The 21,882-nt window shown below is 37.3% G+C and carries 15 protein-coding genes and 1 pseudogene; 3 read left to right on the forward strand and 13 right to left on the reverse strand.

Annotated elements, in window-relative coordinates; all coding sequences use genetic code 11:
• The 3 genes from BJR36_RS15815 to rpiB are packed head-to-tail and all read right to left on the reverse strand — an operon-like array spanning position 1 to position 2,644.
• Complete coding sequence (locus BJR36_RS15815) at positions 1-903, reverse strand: amidohydrolase family protein (RefSeq protein WP_091236165.1); 903 nt, start codon at positions 901-903, stop codon at positions 1-3.
• Positions 881-2,164: a RuBisCO large subunit C-terminal-like domain-containing protein gene (locus tag BJR36_RS15820; RefSeq protein ID WP_091236169.1), complete on the reverse strand. Its 1,284-nt coding sequence runs from the start codon at positions 2,162-2,164 to the stop codon at positions 881-883. The genes BJR36_RS15815 and BJR36_RS15820 overlap by 23 nt, the downstream gene beginning before the upstream one ends.
• Before the next feature lie 15 nt (positions 2,165-2,179).
• Complete coding sequence (rpiB, locus tag BJR36_RS15825) at positions 2,180-2,644, reverse strand: ribose 5-phosphate isomerase B (protein ID WP_091236171.1); 465 nt, start codon at positions 2,642-2,644, stop codon at positions 2,180-2,182.
• Between the two features lie 264 nt (positions 2,645-2,908).
• On the opposite strand from rpiB, the gene BJR36_RS15830 reads away from it, so the two are divergent.
• Both BJR36_RS15830 and BJR36_RS15835 read left to right on the forward strand, forming a co-directional pair.
• Positions 2,909-3,709, forward strand: a complete 801-nt coding sequence (locus BJR36_RS15830) for a DeoR/GlpR family DNA-binding transcription regulator (RefSeq protein ID WP_091236173.1) — start codon at positions 2,909-2,911, stop codon at positions 3,707-3,709.
• Between the two features lie 16 nt (positions 3,710-3,725).
• Positions 3,726-4,700 (forward strand): AraC family transcriptional regulator, encoded by a 975-nt coding sequence (locus tag BJR36_RS15835; RefSeq protein ID WP_091236175.1) that lies wholly within the window; start codon positions 3,726-3,728, stop codon positions 4,698-4,700.
• A 136-nt stretch (positions 4,701-4,836) separates the two neighbouring features.
• Here the strand turns inward: BJR36_RS15835 and BJR36_RS15840 are convergent, their stop codons facing one another.
• The 9 genes from BJR36_RS15840 to BJR36_RS15880 all read right to left on the reverse strand — a co-directional run bounded on the left by BJR36_RS15840 (position 4,837) and on the right by BJR36_RS15880 (position 17,432).
• The gene (locus tag BJR36_RS15840; protein ID WP_091236177.1) at positions 4,837-6,312 is read right to left on the reverse strand and encodes a glycoside hydrolase family 32 protein; all 1,476 of its coding nucleotides are present in this window, start codon (positions 6,310-6,312) and stop codon (positions 4,837-4,839) included.
• A 115-nt stretch (positions 6,313-6,427) separates the two neighbouring features.
• On the reverse strand, positions 6,428-7,411 hold the full coding sequence (locus BJR36_RS15845) for an ABC transporter permease (RefSeq protein WP_091236178.1): 984 nt from the start codon (positions 7,409-7,411) through the stop codon (positions 6,428-6,430).
• A 1-nt stretch (position 7,412) separates the two neighbouring features.
• Entirely contained in the window at positions 7,413-8,906 is a 1,494-nt protein-coding gene (locus BJR36_RS15850; protein WP_091236180.1) for a sugar ABC transporter ATP-binding protein, read from the reverse strand.
• A 96-nt stretch (positions 8,907-9,002) separates the two neighbouring features.
• Positions 9,003-9,998, reverse strand: coding sequence for a sugar ABC transporter substrate-binding protein (locus tag BJR36_RS15855; protein WP_091236181.1), 996 nt, complete (start codon positions 9,996-9,998; stop codon positions 9,003-9,005).
• Positions 9,999-10,174: 176 nt separating this feature from the next.
• Positions 10,175-12,187: a LacI family DNA-binding transcriptional regulator gene (locus BJR36_RS15860; RefSeq protein ID WP_091236183.1), complete on the reverse strand. Its 2,013-nt coding sequence runs from the start codon at positions 12,185-12,187 to the stop codon at positions 10,175-10,177.
• Positions 12,188-12,779: 592 nt separating this feature from the next.
• On the reverse strand, positions 12,780-13,706 hold the full coding sequence (locus BJR36_RS15865; protein ID WP_091236185.1) for a glycyl-radical enzyme activating protein: 927 nt from the start codon (positions 13,704-13,706) through the stop codon (positions 12,780-12,782).
• Between the two features lie 15 nt (positions 13,707-13,721).
• A complete protein-coding gene (locus BJR36_RS15870; protein WP_091236186.1) occupies positions 13,722-14,690 on the reverse strand; it encodes an ABC transporter permease in 969 nt (322 codons plus the stop codon).
• A gap of 10 nt (positions 14,691-14,700) precedes the next feature.
• Entirely contained in the window at positions 14,701-16,272 is a 1,572-nt protein-coding gene (locus BJR36_RS15875) for a sugar ABC transporter ATP-binding protein (RefSeq protein ID WP_242875622.1), read from the reverse strand.
• Positions 16,273-16,310: 38 nt separating this feature from the next.
• Positions 16,311-17,432, reverse strand: coding sequence for a substrate-binding domain-containing protein (locus BJR36_RS15880; RefSeq protein WP_091236188.1), 1,122 nt, complete (start codon positions 17,430-17,432; stop codon positions 16,311-16,313).
• A 307-nt stretch (positions 17,433-17,739) separates the two neighbouring features.
• On the opposite strand from BJR36_RS15880, the gene BJR36_RS15885 reads away from it, so the two are divergent.
• The gene (locus BJR36_RS15885; protein ID WP_091236190.1) at positions 17,740-18,993 is read left to right on the forward strand and encodes an IS110 family RNA-guided transposase; all 1,254 of its coding nucleotides are present in this window, start codon (positions 17,740-17,742) and stop codon (positions 18,991-18,993) included.
• A gap of 131 nt (positions 18,994-19,124) precedes the next feature.
• Here the strand turns inward: BJR36_RS15885 and BJR36_RS15895 are convergent.
• A pseudogene (locus BJR36_RS15895) lies at positions 19,125-21,641 on the reverse strand (glycyl radical protein).
• Between the last annotated feature and the right edge of the window lie 241 nt (positions 21,642-21,882).

Here is a 21,882-nt window from a genome sequence, read left to right on the forward strand (position 1 = left end):
TTATTTATTTAAATTTAATGAATCCCAGAATAATTGTGTATTATAGATATAAATATTTTCGATATCTTCGTTCGCTACTATTATCTCCTCTTTATGTTCTTTCATCATTAATTTCAAATTCTTCATAGTTTCAGTCTGCCCATAAAAAGGAAAATCACTTCCAAACAGCAAATGTTCCGTATTTCCAGCCCATCCTTTTGTAATCTCAAGCAATTTCTTAATCGGATAATTAATTGTCTCTTCTGTCTTTCCAAAATTTGTGCTAATGTCCGCATATATGTTTTTATGTTTTCGCAACAGCATTGCAGTCTCATCATACCAAATACGTCCTGCATGCCCTAAAATAATCTTAAGCTCCGGAAATTTTATAGCAGTCTCATCATGAAGTATTGGCCTCCCATAAACGTCTTTATATGGTCTAACTCCAATTCCACCACTGTGGAACAATATGGGAAGCCCATATTCCTGCATAATTCCATACACCGAATCAAGCACAGGATCATTCGGATAGAACTCCTGTATGTTACAGTGCAGCTTCAATCCCTTCATTTCATATTCTTCTATACATTTTCTCAAATACTTTCCAGCGCCTTTTTCAAATGGATTAATCGTACAGAAACCTTCCAGTTTTCCATCCGAATGTTTTACGGTATCTGCTATAAATCGATTAAACAGATCTATCTGTCCATTATCCATTTGAGAATCAAAAGCCAGTGTACTGATGACGGACATATCTATTCCTGCGTTTTCCATTGATTTTAATAATCCATCTGCAGTAAATTCATATTCACTTATCCTATTTGTTAAATACTGTTTCATGGCTTCATTTGATTTTTCAAATGGCCATAAATGTGTATGTATATCAATTACCATATTTTTCTCACACAGCCTTTCGATATCCAAATCTTTCTATTGCTGCATTCAACTCAGGATATTCTTTAATGGCACTCTCAATTGTCATTCCTTTTCGGACATAATCTATTGCCTGATGCATTGCCCTTATTCCTGCCGCGGGTCCCATTGGATGTCCTTGTATTGCTCCACCTGGTGAAAGCATTATGTCCATACCCAAATCCTTAATATACTGTTCGACGACGCCCGGATGCACTCCTCCACCTACCGCCGGAAGCGATCGTCGTAAGTTTTTCAAGGGCAACGACAGTTGCTGCGCAGTCATTATATATTTATGATATTGAAGAGGATAACCCCCATATGGTGTGTTCATCATCACGATATCGGCTCCGCACAACCTTGGCAGTTTTCCAATCGCAATATCGCTACCCATTCCACTGTTCACTCCTTCGTACATCAGTCCAGCTCCAGCATAATGTCCTAATATCGGAACCGGACAATCAGCCGCTATCTTCTGAAGCAAACTATATCCTATGGTTGCAAAATTCAGCATGATTGCCTTGGCTCCCGCTTCAACAAGATTTTGTATATGTCCTTCGATACAACTCGCATCTTCCGTGGCATTTACTATATAAATTGTTTCATGCCCAGTCTTTTCATAAACCATTTTAGCCGCTTTGTTATACGACTTCACCCTTTCTACCGCAGGTGAGAAATCCGGATTTCCAAGAAGTTCATCATCTTTGATAAAATCCACACCACCAAGTGCAGTTTCATAAAATATTTTTGCACCTATTTCCGGACTATGGCCCGTGCAAGGTTTAATCATATTTAAAATAAAAGGTCTGTCTTTTACTCCTGTTAGGTTTCTTAGTCCTTCGATCCCAAAATTGGGACCTTTGAATCCATCCATAAATTTTTCTGGCAACTGAATATCGACTAATTTTACCTGCGCAGATGTTGATGCATCATTACCAAGCAAAGTAGTCAGCAACATTGGTATTTGTGCTCCAAAATTAATCATAGGATATGCTATCTGAAAAAAATAGCTTACGATGTCTGTATCCACCTGCGTTGACAAATCAACCGACGGTGCTTGTAATATCCGAACAATTTTACCCATATGCTCCGCTCGCATCTCATCCGTAATGCCTGGAACCTCAACCCAAGTTCCAATTGTCTGGCCTATCGCTAACGAAGATGCCTTTTCCATAACATTAGCGGCTTTCGGAAGTTGTATATAATATGTAGCTAACACAAACTCTCTATCTTTTATCTCTTCTGCAAGGCAGAACAAATCTGTCTGTTTCATACTCTACCTCCATTTCTATTTATTGCAATTTCCATTTAATTCCTTCTCGTATGACATAATGCGGTCAACCTTTTTTTCAGACCCTCCACCCGCAAATTCAGATTTGAGCCAAGTGTCAACTAAAGTTTTAGCAAGTTCAATACCGATTACTCTTGCTCCCATTGTCATAATTTGGGCGTTATTGCTTTTTCTGGATCTCTCCGCCGAAAATGGATCATGGCAGGTGCATGCCCTTATACCAGGTACTTTATTGGCTGCTATTGCCATCCCTAATCCTGTACCGCAGAACAGTAAACCTCTCTCATTTTTTCCATTTTTTATAGACTGAGCAACAGCAATGGCTACATCCGGATAAAGAACTTCTTCCTCAAGGCTGTACGTTCCATAATCATCCACTATAATGCCTTTCCCTTCCAGAAACTGCTTAATACTTTCCTTAAAGCTAAATGCAGCTTCATCACATCCTAACGCTATATTCATTCTACTTATTCTCCTTTGGTTGTGCTTTTTGTTGTTTTCTTGTTTTTTGTGTTATTTATTTGTGTAATTACATACTATCATCTTTACTTTTTGTTTAAAATGCTGTTTTCTTATACGTATATGTCATTTTCTTTGCACATTCAACCATATTTCTTTCTATTATGAAAATAAAAATATGTTATTTTACTTTTTTCTTCTTGTGTTCTCTTGTTTTTTGCACTACAATAACAAATATATTCATATTTTTAGTAAAGGGGGCACTTTATGTTAGCAGCAGAAAGACATAACACAATACTAATGTACATTTCAGAACACGGCAAAGCTACAACTAACGAATTAAGTTCTTTGCTTAATGTATCCGCCACAACAATTAGAAATGATTTGAATTTCCTGGAAAAACAAGGACAACTTTTAAAGGCTTATGGAGGCGCTTTTCCTATTAGTCATCCAGACATAGAACATCCTGCTGTTCCTGTTATTTCACAAGGATTTCTTAAACGGGCATCTCAAAACAAAGCGGAAAAAGAAGCCATTAGCGAAGCAGCTCTAAAGTATATACACGATGACCAATGCATTATTTTAGATGCCAGTACAACATCATATACACTCGCAAAAAAATTGAACCGCTTCAACCGTCTCACCGTCGTTACAAACGGCCTATATACCATGCTTACACTTAAGGAATTTCCCAATATTACGGTTATTCTGATTGGCGGTATAGTAACTCCTCAATCTGGCTTTGTAGAAGGCACTCTTAGTTCCGATTTGATAAATAAAATCAATGCTGACATTGCTTTTTTTTCCGCCACCTCATTTACTCCCGAAGACGGTCTTACTGTTTTTAATATGTATGAAGCTGCAATGAAGAATCTTTTCCTTAAACGTTCCAAGCACTGCATCGCTCTTCTTGACCACTCAAAACTGGGCAGCATATCGGTAGCAAGTTTCGGAACTTCTGATTCTTTAAGTCTACTTATAACCGATGAGAAAATTGATAAAGAAACTCTTAATGAGTATAAAGAAAAGAAAATCAAGGTAGAAGTGGCACCTTATTTCCGAAAATAATTTTAAGGAGTGGCCTATGTTAAAAAATCAAAAAATTTTCCCTCTCGTTAAACTAACAGAAAATACAAATGAAGTCCCATATAACCCATACCATATTCCACCAAATACCTTACTCGAGACCAGTCCTGTTTTAGCCTCTGGACTATGTGTACTTGACAATTTTCATAACTTTTCCAACAGTTTTCCCGAAAAAGAGAATATATTCATTCTCTCCCACGAGGTACAGAAAGATTTCCCCGAACATAAGCACAGCTTCTATGAATTTATATATGTTCACAAAGGCACTTTAGTAAACATTGTGGATGGCAAGGAAGTTCTAACCAATTCAGGAGATATGCTACTGATGAATCTTGATGCAACTCATTTTGAAAGATGCATAAATCCAGAAACCCTTATCTTGCTCATTTGCATCAAAAAAGAATTCTTTGAACGGACTTTGAAATCTTTTTATGAAGACAAAAACCCAGTCTCTGAATTCCTCCGAAATAAATCTTCTGTACAGGAAAATCATATATTTTTTTCAGCGAACCAAAACGCAAAAGCACAACTAATCGTATCCGATATTATAAATGAATATATAAATTCGAATTATCAACAATCCTTTCCTTTAGAATCACTCCTGTTACTATTGCTTTCTAATCTTCACCCCGCAAACGGCTCTAAAAATCATACTATTGATGACCGCACATTTGAACTAGTACAATACATACAATCCCATTGCCTTAAAAATTCTTTTGGTGAAATAGCCAGTCAACTCGGATATAACCCAAGTTATCTAACCACCTACATCAAAAAAAACACTGGGCGAAACTGTAAGGATATCATACAAGAGACCAAATTAAACGAAGCAATTTCTTTGTTGGCGAATCCAACTATTAGTATCAATGATATTGCCGAACTATGCGGTTATGAAAGTTTAAGTCATTTTTTCCGAATCTTTCGTGCAAAATATGGCATCACTCCTGGTGAATATAGAAAGCACCTTTTATAAATACAAAAAAGCCAAAGGACATTTTTAGTTTTGGACTAAAAGGCCTTTGGCTTCTATCAATTTTACTAGTAATAGTATTGTCAAATATTTTGCTATTAATTTTCACGCCTATGCGAAGCGATACGTTAGAACTCCCTTATTTTGAAATGCTGATATCATAAAATTCTGCAACAGAATCTTGTACTATTAGTCCAATTTCATATTCAGGTTTCTCATATGACCGGTAAGTAAATGCAACCTTTTCACCCACAAAAATTTCTATCATATCGTGATCCACAAAAACTTTAACATCAATAATATCATTATCTTCAAAACGATATGGTTTTTCACAAACTCTTATACCATCGGGACCTGGATTTTTGGGCTTCCCAATATTAGTACATGACTGCTGCCAAAACGGATCAACGTCCATAGGAAGATTAAGAAGTGACACTCTCTGCATTCCACTTTCAAAAGATAATACAAGGCACCTTCCTGCAGCTTCATCAGATTTTAGCAATAGTCCAAAATAATCACAGCAATCTTTTGGTCTGACTTTACACTTAAACATATATTTTTCTTCATGCATATCAAAGAGACCATATGTAAGAGTACCTATCGAATTAATGTCTACTGTTCTATTACCATACATTACCGAATTCCCTAGCATCGGTTTATAGCTCCATTCAATAGACTCATTGAATGAATACGCTATTTCCTTTGGCATTTTAACATCAAGCTCTCCCTCTGAATTTACCTCAACTTCATGTGGAACACAGAACCTTCCACCCCAATACCATTCTCCTTCATCTGAATTATCTGCCCTATCATGAGCCCATGCAAAGTAAAAGCGACGACCTTCATCATTTTCCATAGACTTTGCCGCATAGAACCTGCGTCCACCAATACCATCCATTTTAGGAGTGCGCCACGGCCCAAATGGCGATTTCGACACCCGATATATTGTGTTTACGAATTCTGAAAATCTCGAATAAGAAAGATACCAATTATCCCCCATCTTATACATTTCCGGGCATTCCGGGCAATTCGTATGATGCGGCTGATAAATCGGCCCATAGTATTCCCAATTTATCAAATCATTTGACCTATATAAGACAACACAACCACGCTTTGTTGGTGGTCCAATCTTTATTCTTGCCGAAATCAATATCCAGTAACATTGATCCTCTTCATTATAAAATACGTAAGGATCTCTCCAATCTAATTTTTCATATTCATCTTCCTTAGGTATAATAACTGGATTTGCATTATCTTTTTCCCATACGATTCCATCATCACTTGTCGCATGACATATTGTTTGCTGTAATGGAATATTTATATTATATCCGGTATAAAAAATATGATATTTCCCTTCTCCATAAATAACAGATCCCGTCCACACACCATCTGCGTCCGGTTCATTTCCTTCTCCCGGATATAATGCAGTTTCAATTTCTTCCCAATTTATCAAATCTCTAGATATTGTATGACTCCATGACGTTCTCAAACGAGCGGGATATACCGTAGTACCCACTGGTGGCGTTAATGAGAAAATATGATAAATACCGTCATGGTAAAAAGGGATTGCATCCCCTGTCGAATCAGCTAAAGATGGTTTTCTAAAAACAGCCATATATGCCTCCTATTAGTTCTCACTTCTATTGTCAATCAATTTTCTTGTCTATTTTAAAACAAGTTATCTGTATTAATTTGCCTTAATAGTTGCTGCCGATTTATCATTAGAACTCTTACTTACTTACTTTTTTAAACAAATTTCCTCTACCTTTCTGCGTATCAATTATTACTGCTACCAGTATAATTAAACCTTTAACCACCAACTGCCAGAACGAGCTTACTCCCATGAGATTCAAACCGTTACTTATGATACCGAGAACTATTGCACCAAAAACAGTTCCACTGATATTTCCAATGCCTCCTGACATGGATACTCCACCTAGTACACACGAAGCAATTGCATCCAACTCGTAACCTTCACCAACCGATGGTTGACCCGAATACATTCTCGCACTAAGTACAATACCTGCAAATGCAGAAAGAAGACCGATGAGTGTATATACAGTAATTTCAATTCTTTTAATTGGAATTCCAGACAATCTAGCAGCTTCTCTGTTTCCGCCTAACGCATAGACATACGTTCCAAATTTTGTTTTATTTAGTAAAACAACAAAAATGATAATTAAGATAATCATATATACAACAGGAAATGGAACTATTCCGAATAATTTTCCTGTTCCAATACTAGTAAAAGCTTCGTCCATAATTCTTGTTGAACGCCCGCCACTATATATATAGGCAACACCCTTCGTAATGTTCATCATCGCCATCGTAACAATAAATGCCGGAAGTCGAAAATATGCGACGATTAATCCCGTTGCCAGTCCAAATAAGGTTCCTATCAATATCCCAAGTACAACCGCAATCCACATTGGTAAATTATTTGTAACTATAAAACCAACCGTTAATGTTCCGCACATTGCAACTATAGAACCAACCGAAAGATCAATCCCTCCGATAATGATTGCCAGAGTCATTCCCAGTGCCAAATATACGTTATTGGAAACCTGTCGTAATACTGACATAATATTATCTGCTGTAAGAAAAACTGGTGATGTAAAAGAGAGGATAATGCACAACAGCAAAAGTACACTAATAATACCAATATTTCCTTTTAGCATTTTCCCTGCCACGCCATTACTTAATCTACTATTCATATTACTTAACTCCTCCTGTAGCGTATTTCATAATATTTTCCTGGGTTAACTCTTCAGCCCCAATACTGCCCGCCAGTTTCCCTGCACGAATTACATTTACCGAATCACACATATTAATAATCTCCGGCAGTTCGGAAGAAATCATAATAATTGCCATTCCATTTTTTGCCAATTCATTGATTATTGCGTATATCTCCGATTTGGCGCCAACATCAACACCTCTGGTCGGTTCATCTAGAATTAATAATTTCGGTTTTGTTGCAAGCCATTTTGCCAAAACAACCTTTTGCTGATTCCCACCAGAAAGACTTGATACCGCGATATCCGCCGAAGCAGTTTTTATTCTTAAATCTTTTATATATTTTTGAACTATTTCAGATTTTTTTTGCGAACTGATTAGCAGACCATTCATCATAAATTTCAATGCTGCCAGAGAGGCGTTGAATTCTACCGAGTTAATAAGCGTGAGTCCTTGTAACTTTCTATCTTCCGGAACCATTGCAATTCCGTTTTCTATTGCCTGCTTACAGTTTTTAAAACGTACCTCTTCTCCCGACAAGAAAACTTTCCCACTATCATAGCTGTCTGCCCCAAATATGGCACTCATTATCTCACTTCTTCCAGCGCCAACCAATCCAGCAAAACCTACAATTTCACCTTTATGCACAGTAAAACTTATATCTTCGAAAACATTCATTTTAGACAAATGCTCAACTCGCAATACCTCTTCTTCCTGTACTGAATATGTTCGAATATAATAATTTTCTAAACTTCTTCCAACCATCATAGCAACTAATTCATCCGGATTCGTTTTTGCTGTATCGACTGTTCCAACATATGTACCATCCCTTATAACTGTTACTCTGTCTGTTATTCTGAATAGTTCTTCCATACGATGGGATATATATATTATGCTTACATCATTTTTCTTTAAGCGCTCCATTGTTTCAAACAATTTATTTACCTCTTCATCAGAAAGAGAAGAAGTAGGTTCATCCATAACTAGTATTTTCACATTAAACGAAATCGCCTTCACAATCTCAACCATCTGCTGCTGTGCGATAGTGAGTTCGCTTACTTTCTTTAAAACATCTATGTCAAGCCCCAACGAGGCCACCATTTCCGCCGCGCGCTTGTTAATTGAATTCAGGTCTTTAAAACCAAATTTATTTGTTATTTCTCTACCCAAAAAAATATTTTCTGCAACAGTAAGATGCGGTACCAGAACAATTTCTTGATGAATCGTGCCAATGCCGTGAGACTGTGCTGCCTGTACACTATCCATCAGTATTTCCTTACCTTCAATTCTAATTGTCCCACTGTTTGGCTGATGAATTCCACTCAGAACTTTTATTAAGGTGGATTTTCCAGCCCCATTTTCCCCCAACAGAGCGTGTACTTCTCCCTTTCGCAATTCAAAATTAATTCCTTTAAGTGCATGTGTTCCACCAAAACTTTTATCGATATTATTCATTTCTAAAACTACTTGATTCACTGGGGTTCACCTCCCGGATTTTTCTTCTGATAAAACAACGAGGAGAAGTATATCTCCTCATTGTTCTATCTATAATTTAAATTCAATTACAAATAATTACTGCCACTGTCCTGCTGTCTCTTCAGCCATTTCTTTTGTAACAATGAATGATGGGAGTAAAATTTCTTTTTCGATAGTTTTACCTTCTTTCAATGCAATGGCTGATTCAAAAGCTTTTTCTGCAATTTTAATTGGGACCTGTGCAGCAACACATGTAAACGATCCATCAAGCAGAGCTGCTTTTCCATCCGGAGATGCATCAATTGAATAAACACCTACATTTTCTTTTCCAGCCGCTTTAATTGCAGCTGCTGCTCCCATTGCTGATGGGTCATTAATACAAAAGAAAGCGTCTAAATCCGGATTAGCCTGTAAAATATCTTCTGCGATAGGCATCGAAACATCAAGCGCTGCAGCTCCATCCTGTTGAGCAACAATTTCAAATTTATCTTTATCTTCTCCTAATCCATCAAGGAAACCAGCTACACGGTTTATGCAACTCTCATTGGAAGGAAAATCAAGTATTGCAATCTTAGCGCCATCAGGATAAATCTTGGCCATCTCTGCCCCAACCAAGGTACCTGCATTATAGGCATCTGTTGCTATAACTGTTTCAACAAGATCAAGATCTTCTTTTATAACAGGTGTGTCAACATTCAATACAGGAATACCTTTCTCATTTAACTGCTCAAGACCCTGTCTAATTCCAGCCGAATCTACCGGAATTACAAACACTGCATCAAATCCCTGATTAGCCGCATCTGCCAACTGACTTAATTGTTTGTTCAAATCGTAATCAGGATCTAAACATACATAATCATAACCATTTTCATCACATAATTTTTTGAAGGTATCATTCATAGCTGCCTGGAACGTATTATTCTGTGTGTTTGGCAAAAAAGCAAAACTATATGCTTTTTCATCTGATGTCGTTTCTGTTACTTTTTCTGTTTCTGTTGTTTCTGTTGTTTCTTTCGTTTGATTGCTTCCGCATCCAATTAGAGAAGCAGCAATCATGCTTACACCGAGAAGTAATCCTAGTACTTTTTTCATAAAATATTCCTCCTAATAAAAATGATATATTGTTACGTAAATTACAGCGTTTTAAGTCATCTATTTTGACTTCGTTTTGTTTTCGCTTTGTAATTTACGTAAAATATATCACTTTTTACGCCATATGTCAATATTTTTTCTTATTTTTTTCTCTTGTTTTTATTTTTAATATTTATTTACGTAAATTTTCTCGTTATATACTGTTCTATTTCTTCTGGAGCCTTCTCATGATTCACTTCTCTCCATGCTCTTAATAAATTATTAGTTTTAACAGTATAAGGATGCACCCCTATATACTTATCATAACATTTATTTAAGAGTGCTTTTGCCGTAACTAAAGCAACTGCAACTCCTTGTTCATAAGGAAGTTGTGTACTTACCCCTACAACCATTTTTTCTTGCGCTAAATAAGAAGCAATTTCTGTGTCTAGTTCAAACGTTACGATCGCCACATCTGTTCGTTCCATTTCCTCTAATGCCCTGATTACCTCTAAAGCCGGCCGATCCCATGAAACATACAATCCTTGAATATCTGGATGTTCCATAATCATCTTCTTACACACATCAAAAGCATTATCAATTTGATAAAAATATTGAGTATCGACAATTTCAATATTGGGGTAGTTTTCCAATATTGTCTGCTCAGCAATCATATCTCTTAAATGTGTTCCATAAAATGGTGCTCCATGCCCAATAAACCCGAGTTTAATATGCTTTTCATTTTTAAAATGCTCTCCGATTAAAACTGCAGCATTATGCCCATTTTCTCGCTCATTAACAGATACACAAGAGGCATATTCATCCTTTTTCATGCCTTTCGGTATGTTACTAATAAAAACAAGTTTGGTTTCCCTAGCTAATTCTCTAAATTTATTGGAAGTAACCTCATCATCTGTTGGTATTGCCACAATAGCATTCGGCTCCTGTATTCTCAAACCTTCAAGCTGCCTTACCTGTAACTCCGGATTGAAATGAGCATCCGTTACAGAAATCACTGTGATTCCATATTTACTCAAAGTATCACGTATCCCATTTTCATGTAAACGTGCCCATGCAGTTCCACCATAATGAAATGAAATTCCAACTTTAAAATCGCTTTCTTTAAGAAGCTTAATTTCTTCTTCTGTCAGCTCGATTTCTTCTGGCGCAGTCGCATTTTCCCCAAAAGGGCCACGTCCTATAATCTGTACAGATTTTCTTATAGAAAGATTTGCCGGAACTCTTATTTCTTTCTGCTCTACTGTTTCACCATTTATTAATGAAATGATAAGTTCAGCAGCACTTTTTCCCATTTCTTCAGTATTTTGTTTAAGAGTTGTAAGCGGTGGAGCAGCAAGTTCACACCATTCTTCATCGCCAAATCCAACAACTGAAATATCATTAGGACATTCAAGTCCCATATTTTGTATAGTTCTCAAAAGCAACAATGTTAAGCGATTTCCACCGGCAATAAATGCAGTAGGTTTATTTAGTTCGAAAGCCGCATTGATTTTATTACGACAAACTTCCTCTCTATCATATAAGTCTAATTTTATTACAAGATTCTCATCAAATCGAATCCCTTCATTTTCTAACGCTTTCCGATAGCCAGATAACCTTTCCTCCACCGTTGTTAAATTGCGACTTTCTAATATAATTGCAATTTTTTCGTGACCACATTTTATTAAATGCTTCATTCCTTTATATATAGCCAATTCATTTTCCGAAAGCACACTGCACACTTCGAAATTTTTTATTGAGCGTTCTAAAAAAACAACTGGAGTATTCTCTGATAACAATTTCTTATAATCCTGAACACTACTACTAACAGGTGCGATAAATACACCTGCGATTCTTTTATCTGCCATTATTGTAGATAATATACATTTTTCACTTTCAATATCATCGCCTGTTAGAAAGACAGAAAGGACATATCCTTCTCGCGCTAAATAAACAGAAAGAACCGAAATCAACTGCGAATAGACTGTCCCACCAATATTAGGAATGACAAATGCAATAATCGATTCCTTCCCAATCCTCAAATTATTTTCGCTCTCTACCGTTTTTATTTTATATCCTGTTTCTTCTATCGCACTCTTAACCTTTTCCGTAAGTTCCGGTCCCACATATCTTGTTTTATTAATCACATGAGATACCGTCGCTATAGATACACCCGCGATTTTTGCTACTTCTTTTATCGTTACTTTCATTCTACCATCTCACTTTTTACGTAAATTTATTTAAAAATATATCATTTAATAGCTTGATTGTCAATTTCATTTACTGTTTTCTTATTTTTTAACCAAACAAACTAGCCCCTTTTAAATTACAAACCACAAAATCTCAATTTCCTCTTCCCTATTATCATCTAGCATAACATTCAACATTCGGGACCCTGTTTCAAAATACCGTGCAACTCTCTTGCTTTTTTCATATCAGTTTTATCATAGGTTTGTCTCAAAACTTTTCTTCAACTTATTTCAGTCTACGCCGGCTCCCTCCATGTCTGCGTAATTATAAAAAACATTCAAATAGAACAAACATGAATTTCTCAAAATATTGTCTAGAAGCAAAAAAATAGGAGTCCTTTCAGTTTTCACCAAAAGAACTCCTCAATTTTTTCATTTTCGCAACCATTATTTTACATTAAAAGCATTTACAAATCTACAATTACTATTTATCTTCAATTTATCGAACTAAAATCCCTCTCATCTTAGCGGCTAGTAACAAAACACAAAAAGAAGTGAGCTTAAACATTTCCGTCAATCTCACTTCTTCTTTGATTTGTTAATCTTACCTCATTTAAAATTTGTAAATCGGAATTTTATACTCGTCCAGGATTTTAATTAATTTATCCATGTGCTCATCCGTTGGGGTTGCTAACTCTGCCAACTCATATGCACGCCCTAAGCTTATGTATTTTCCCCTGCCAAGTTTATGATATGGAAGCAACTCCATTCCAATATAATTCTTACAGTTATTTGCTACAAACTCTGCAATCCCCCTCACTTCCTCTTGCGAATCATTAAAACCCGGTATAATTGGAGTACGAATAATCAACTGAAAACCATATTTTTTTGATAACTCATCCATGCATATAATATTTTTCTTAATCAATTCATTATCTGCACCAGTCCATTCATAATGTTTTCTGTTATCAACGCATTTCAAGTCCATAAATGCAAATTTTAAAAATGGCGCTATTAATTTATAATCCTCTACGGCCCCTACTCCACAAGTTTCAATAGCCGTATCTATCCAGTTTTCGTTGAATGCTTTCAACAGTTCAAAAGTGAATTGGGGCTGCGCTAACGGTTCACCACCAGAAATCGTAACCCCTCCACCGCTAAGCTGGTAAAACGGCATATCTCGTTTCACTATGTCTACAACTTCCTGTACTGTCATTTTGTCTCCAGCAATTTTTCTACATTGAGGATAACATTCTTCAACACACTTAAAAGCATCTATTCTATCATGACATTTCTCACAAATCTCTCGATCCGCTTCTAGTCCGTTCGTAAATGCTCCATATGGGCAGACCTCTTTGCAGGCACCACATCCAATACATTTATCTTGGAAATAGATCATTTGCTGATAAAATTTCTGGGTTTCCGGATTACTGCACCATTTACATTTTAAAGGGCATCCTTTTAGAAAAACAGTGGTTCTTAATCCAAAACCATCATTAATTGCATATCTTTCAATATCAGTTACTGTCCCTCTCGTCACAACATACCTCCAACTCTAGCTTTCCCTATTGGCCAATACCGCAATTACAATAATTACACCTTTTAAAATCATCTGAGGATATGAAGCGATACCCATCAGATTCATAATATTCATTAATATCCCCATCAAAAATGCTCCAATTATTGTCTTTGGAATGCTTCCAACGCCTCCGGCTAATGTTGCACCGCCTACTACAACAGATGCAATTGCATCTAATTCATATCCTTCTCCTACCGTTGCAGTTCCCATGCTCAATCTTCCTGCCAGAATCATTCCGGCCAGCCCAAAAAGAAATCCGCCTAGTGCATAGGTACATACCAGATATACTTTTACATTAATACCTGCCAGACGTGCTGTTTCCGCATTACCTCCAATGGCATATATCCCTCTCCCATATTTCGTCTTTTTCAATATGAAAATGGCTATCGCTGATACAACAATCAATATAAACACTGGGGTAGGTATACCCAAAACATTACCCTGTATGAAAATCGGCCAGAATGTTCCGTCAATTCTCCGGTTCTGTCCAACTTGATACATGTAAGCAACACCTTTTAATATTGTTGTCATTGCAAGTGTTGCAATAAAAGGAGCAACTTTTGCATAAGCAACAAGAACACCTGATATTGTTCCAAACAATATACTCAATATAGCCACGAATACAATTGCCCATATTCCTTTCCCATCCTGTATAAATCCAGCCGTGAAACAAACACATACACAAATATAAGATCCAACCGAAAGGTCAATACCGCCGGTGATTACTATAAAAAGCATTCCTATCGCGCAAATTGCATAAATCGAATTCTGTAACAAAACGGTTTTAATATTGTTTACAGTCAGAAATGCCGGTGATGCAAAAGAAGCATATACAAACAAACATATAAACGCAATAATTACAAAATTACCTTTTATCCATTCAACTGCTTTTTCTTTTGTTTTGTTCTTTGACAATTCTTTTACCTTGCTATTTGTTATTTCCATACGCTACCTCCTACTGAGCAACTGTTCCTGTTGCATATTTCATGATTTTTTCTTCCGATAATTCCTGTTTTAGCAACTGCCCCGTAACCCTGCCTTCATGCATAATGTAGACTCTATCACTCATACCTATTATTTCAGGTAAATCAGAAGAAATCATGATTATCGAAACTCCCTCTTTAGCAAGTTCTTTCATTATGCTATATATTTCATATTTTGCACCAACATCTACTCCTCTTGTCGGTTCATCCAATATCAAAATCTTAGGTGTGGTTAAAATCCACTTTGCCAATACCACCTTCTGTTGATTTCCTCCGCTCAGACTGCTTACTTTATTTCGTATATCAGTTGTCTTTATCCCCAGTTTATCTGCCAATTCTTTAACAAATCCAGCTTCAACTTTTTGATTTAAACACCTGTGCTTCTTGATTTTATCTAATGACGCCAAAGTCGTATTGAAGATTATTGATTTGCTTACTATAAGTCCATTTCCTTTTCTATCTTCCGTAACATACCCAATACCGTTTTGAATTGCCCTCCTGGCATTCTTAAACTCAATTACCTTTCCATCTAACTTTACAATCCCATGACCTTTTTTTCTGTATACTCCTGCTACTGAACTCATCAGCTCTGTTCTTCCGGCACCCAACAGCCCAGAAATCCCAACAATTTCTCCTTTTTTAAACTGCATATTGACATTGTCAACTATATTTTTCCCCTGGTACACCGGATGCTCGACATAATAGTTCTGTATTTCAAGAATCGTATTACCTGCGACCGTCTCTGTATCAGGATAATAATCCTGCATATCCCTTCCAATCATATAGGACACTAATTTTTCTTGCGTGATTTGATCTGTTGAAACAGTAACAATCTTCTTTCCATCTCGCATCACTGTAATTCTATCTGTCAACTCAAAAATTTCTTCTAATCTGTGGCTAATATAAATAATTGTAATGCCCCGGTTTTTTAATTCCCTTAATATATTAAACAGAACTTCTATTTCTCTTCCTGTAAGAGGAGCTGTTGGTTCATCCAATATCATTATTCGCCCACCCAGCATGATAGCCTTTGCAATTTCTACAAGCTGCTGCTGCCCAATGCTTAAATATTTAACTTTTGTGCGCACATTAATTTCTAAGGCTAATTTTTTTAATATATTTTCAGATTCAGTATAGACTTTTTTCCAATCAATCCCGCTGTTTTTAATTGGCAGATTTCCCAAAAACATATTCTCTGCAACTGTCAGTTCCGGTATTAATGCAAGTTCCTGGTGCACCATTACGATACCTTCTCCATTCGCATCTTTCGGAGTATTCATTTTAGTTTTTCGCCCTTCAATATACACTTCACCTTCATAGGCATGATGCGAAAAACCCCCACTCAGGATATTCATCAGCGTCGATTTTCCTGCACCATTTTCCCCGATAAGTGCATGTATTTCGCCTTGCTTAACCTGTAAATTCACTTCATCAAGCACCGTAACTCCCGAAAATTTCTTCACAATATTTTTCATATCAACTGCATACTTATCACTCACAAAATCATCTCCTTTTTGTGCTGCTATTATTGATAATAAAGCCAAGCGGTTTGACCCGCCTGGCTTCTTAGCTTTTAGTTTTTCTAATAAGCTGAATCCGGATCGTAAATATCCGCTACATTTTCCTCTGTATAACAGGTATTAGGTACATAGAATCTCGATGGCGTAGTAACTCCAGTTGCCTGCTTTGCTGCTAAGTACACAGCCCATTTTCCCATCATTCTTGGATCGTTTGCTACCGTACTTACCACTCCCTTATCTCCATCTTGAATCCATTTTAATACTGAACTTCTTGCGTCTATAGATGTCATTAATATCTCGCCAGTTTTTCCTATAGAATCTAAAGCTGCAACAACACCCTGTGCGCCACCGTCACATGCACAGAATACAACATCAATATCAGGATTTGCCTGTAAGGCATCAAGGGTTTCGTTCATAGCCGGTTCAGGCTGCCAGTTATAGTACCTATATGAAACAATATCCAAATTGGACTTGCCATATTTTTCAAGCATATAGTCGTTATATCCTGCAATCTGTCCCCAACGGCGTAAATCTGACTCCTCTTCCTGTGCAGCTGCCGATAATACAAGTGCTTCTACACTATCAGTCCATCCATTTTTTTCATCATATGCCTTTGCCAATTCAAATCCCGACTGATATCCACTATTTTCAACATCACATGATACGAATGTAAACGGCGCGCCTGCCGGATCTAACGCGCAGTTAACAACCGTAAGGGGAATATTTGCTTCGTGAACCTTCGATACTGCAGGTAATACCCCTGTTGAATGGTATGGATTAATAATCATTGCATCCGGACTCAAATTTACTAATGTTTCAATATCTGCAAGCTGTCTCGTCAAATCATTTCCTGCATCGTAAACAGTAAGCTCAATCCCCAAATACTCCGCTTCTTCTCTTGCCAAGCGAACTAACTGCTCCCACCATTCTGAACCTGCTATATTCCTCTGTGAAAATCCAATTTTCATGCCTTTGAATTCATCTTTTTCGCCAAGCATTTCTTCAGGAAGCGCTTTCAGCTGATCCGGAGTCGCCGAAAAAGCTCCCGCTGAATCCGCTGATACTGTGCTTGTGTTACCACTATCCACTTTGTTATCAGATGCTTGATTAGTCGATGAACATCCTGCTGTAAAACTAATTGCCATAACAGTTACCAGTAATAAACTTAAGATTTTCTTTTTCATATTTATAATCCGCCTTTCTCCGAAAGGCACCGATGGGGTTATGAAACACTTCAAAATCCATCGTCCTTTCGTACTTTCTATGTTATTCTCCTCTTGTAGGTAGCTGACATACTACAGAACCTGAGGAGGTGAGTGGCGGGGCTGTATAGCGGCAACCCCGTATATTTATATAGGTCGGTCACCCGTTAAGGCATCAATGAATGGCGCAAAACAGTAGCCCGTAAACTTATCTCTTCCGAAGTTGACTCGATTTCGCCGGATGACCAGTCCCCGTCAGCCCTACAATTCTTTTTGTAGGAGGTACCCTATGTTTAAAATCTTTCGTAAAAACTGCTGTGGTCTTGATGTCCACAAAACCTGGATCTATGCCTGCATCGGAATTACCGATACAAACGGTCTAACCGAGTACAAGCAAGCTCGCTTCTCATCCTTTTCCAAAGGTCTTAGAGAGCTGTCTGACTGGCTTGCCAAACACTCCTGTACTGAAGTTTGTATGGAATCTTCCGGAAAATATTGGATTCCTGTTTTCAACATCCTTGAAAAGACTTGCTTTGTCACCCTTGCACATCCTAAATACACCAAGCCCCAAAAGGGGAACAAGACTGATCGTAAGGATGCGAAATGGATTTGTGATCTCTTTATGTGTGACATGATCAAACCAAGTTTTATTCCTTCACCTGAAATCCGCCAGCTCCGTGACTTAATGCGTTACCGCTTCAAGCTTACAAACATGCTGATCGGAGAAAAGAACCGTGCCCAAAACTGCCTCACTGTTTCAAACCTAAAGCTTGATGATGTTTTCAGTGATGTCTTTGGCAAGTCTTCCAGAGCTATTACCAACTACATGCTCGACCATCCAGGTGAATGCTTTGATGTTGCTCCTTTTGTTGATAAACGCTGTAAAACTCCCATCGACGAAATACAAGCCGCCGTTGATGGTGCCATTTCCCACGAGCAGGCTATCAAACTCCGTCAATGCCTATCACACATCGATGAGCTTGAAGCCCACAAAAGGGAAATCGAGCAGGAAATACTTTTAATTACAGAACCCTTTTCTGCTGTTTTGGATTTTCTTTATACACTTCCCGGACTGGATTCAAATCCGATGACCGCTATTGCCATTCTCTCTGAGATTGGTCCCGACATGTCGGTGTTTCCGTCATCAAAGAATCTCGTTTCCTGGGCTGGCTGCTGTCCACGCAATGACCAGAGTGCTGGTAAAGTGAAATCCACACGTATTTCCCGTGCCGGTTGTTATTTGAAACCTCTTCTTGTTCAGATTGCCAATGCACTTCTCAAATCAAAAAAACATCCTGAATTTAAAGAGAGGTATCACAGAATCAAGACCCGCCGTGGCCACAAAAAGGCTATTATTGCTATCTGTAAGATGCTTCTGACCGCTATCTGGAATATCTTAAGCAAGCTAGAGCCTTACAACCCGGAAGGTTTTCTAGAGCATCGTCCTGTCAATGAATCTAAGATATTAACAAAGGCACAGGCTCTGGATCTTTTTAGGAAAAGAGGATACACAATAATAGATGATTCAGTTGTAAACTCTTAACCATTATCTTCAATATTAGCTGTCACTATCCACAAATGCGGATGGTTTGTTTGCTGTGCACTTTTTTATTGGTTTTCCTCTACTTTTCTGTTTCAAACTTTTCCCTCTCTTATTTGTTTTTTTATTTACTGTTATAACTTTTCTTCAGTTCTTTCAATAATATCCTGCTGCACATCTTTTGAGAGCTGTGTAAAATATGCACTATAACCAGCAACCCTTACTAATAGATTCGAATATTTTTCAGGCTCTTTTTGTGCCTCCAATAATGTTTTTCTGCTTACAACATTGAACTGCATCTGCGATCCTCCTGCCGCAAAATAACGATCAATCAAACTGACAAATCTCTTTAAACCATCATTTTTATTTATCCTTACATCTGACATAGTAATTTCTCCTTTCACATACCTCACTTAGCATAAATCTGCCGGACTGAATTTCATATTGTATAATGATCCACATGACAGAAGAATATTGTTTAATTTTGCTACCGAAGCAATAGCTGCCGTCGGGCCTTTGATATCCGTTCCTCTCATAGGTGACTGCCCATCTGCGACAGCTGTAAAGGCTTCCCTTCCGTCTGGTGTTGCACCACATACTTTTCCAAAAGGCGTATTACTTGACACTGTACTTGTCGAGCAATGCAAGGTACCGCCAATTGGTCCTCTTCCATACCTTGTATTTTTATATGAAACTAATTCATTTGCTACAAAAGCCAGCATTTCACGGGCGATTTCATCTACTTCGTCAACATCATTTCCATATTTAGGAACAGATAAGCAAAGTGCTTTTATCTGTGCTCCAGTAGGTTTTGTAGTCATATCCTGGAAATTGGTTTCTAATGCATGTTTTAACTGTAGACCTGTGATAATTTTATCATCAAATATCAGTTTCTTTATTGCATATAAACTATTGGCGACATTCGCTGTACCGATTGTCTGCTGTCCTGTTAAATCATATTTTGCACCACCCTGTTTGATGGGTTTACCTCTTGGTATTGTCGTAGTCGGACAACCGAAAATTGCAGCCATCGGTTCTTCCAGACTTTCTTCCCAAACCTGATCGATTGTATTTTCTAAAATAGCTTCCATCTTAATATAATATTTTATTTGATCCAAATAAGCCGCTTTTGCCTCTTCGAAACTTTCGAATGTCGAAAGATCTTTGTTATTGAAATTTTTATGCAAACATATTCCTGTTATCGGATCAGTTCCGTTATATAAAGACATTTCTAATGATTTTGTACAATTTAGCCAAGCCCCGCCTGTTCTTCCACCTAAAAGCCCCGCTGTTCCTGGTTCAACACATCCAATAATACAATAATTATATGCGTCATTTAATTCGTATCCCCGATTCATCAAAGCAGGAATATAAGTTTCATCATTGAAAATTGACGGTAATCCCGTGCCTAATCTTATTACTTCTGCAACCTTCATCTTAAATTCGAAAGGCGTATTTTTATGAAATCTTACAGTAAGTGACGGCTGTGGAACCCTTGTATGATAAGTTGCATCTAAACAAATATAGCTAAGTTCATTTGTCGCATCGCACTTCTTTACAGGATCTTGTCCTCCAATAGTAAGGTTCTGGAACATCGGAACCCCCCGGTAGAAATCCGTATCAATCCAACTACGAACTTTATTACAGGTATAAATCTGCAAAAAGAAATTCTCTGTCAATTCGACCGCAAGTTCTCTGGTAAGTGTACCATCTTTAATTCCTTTTTTGTACATCGGATACATGAACTGATCATATCGTCCAAAGGAGACCCCTGCTCCATTGTCTTCAATCTGGATACAAATATGAACAAAGATTACAAACTGTAATGCTTCTTTAAAATTTCTTGCCGGTTTTCTCGGAACCCAACGACAGGTATCCGCTATTTCCAGCAATTCTTTTTTGCGAACTTCGTCTGTCTCTTTAGCAGCCATTTCTTCAGCTAAAACAGCATAGCGTTCCGCAAACTTGATAATTGCATTTGCACTTATTATGGCTGCATCATAGAAGTCCTTTTTCTTTATTGCATCTGGTTCATGCCAATCAATTTCATCCCTGTATTTTTCAGATTCTTTTATAATGTGTTCAATTCCATTTTCAAACAACCACTGATGATCCGGCGCAAAATGTCCGTCTCCACCTTGAAAATATGTGCCTATGTCAGCTGCCTTTAAATCATAGTGTGTTGTAAGTGCTTCTTTTGGAAGACGTGCTCTCAATGTATCCGTATGGGTTTTTCCTGCCCACCAGGCACACATATCTTTAACATCCGCTTTATCTTCTTCCCTAAGCGTATATTTGTCTGCAGGTCTCTCCCATGGATAATAAGGATTCCCTTTTAAAAGTTCTTCTTCTACCCATTCAACCTCGAATTCCGGAAATAACGGAGCCCACCTTGGATTGGACGTCTGATTACCGGCGAATAGACTTCCTGGCATAATATAAATACTCATATTTTCCAGTACATAATCGATGGCTTTTGCTCTCCTTACAACCGGCACAAGACTCATATTGTCTTTGTAAAATTCTGTTAGGTAATGTCCCCTTTCTGTACAAATACCGTAATCGAACGAAGTAACATATTTATGCAGTTTATCAATTCGTTCCGTTCTTACTGGTTGTGTGTCAATTTGAAAAGAATTCATGTCATTCATTTTTTTATTTCCTCCTTTATTCAGTCGCTTTGTTTAATTTGTATACACATACTATCATCCAAAGGATCTTTGCTCAACTTACTTTCTTTATATCAAGGGGTACAATCTTTAGATATTGTGCATTTACCTTTATTTTTTTATTATATTTTCATTTTACCTATATAAATTGCACAACATGTTTTCCCCTTTCAAAAAGTACTCCTTGAGATTAACCTATTGATAAGTTATAATGTTTTTAATT

Origin of the sequence: Anaerobium acetethylicum (genome assembly GCF_900096945.1) — a bacterium.
Classification (GTDB): Bacteria; Bacillota; Clostridia; order Lachnospirales; family Lachnospiraceae; genus Anaerobium; species Anaerobium acetethylicum.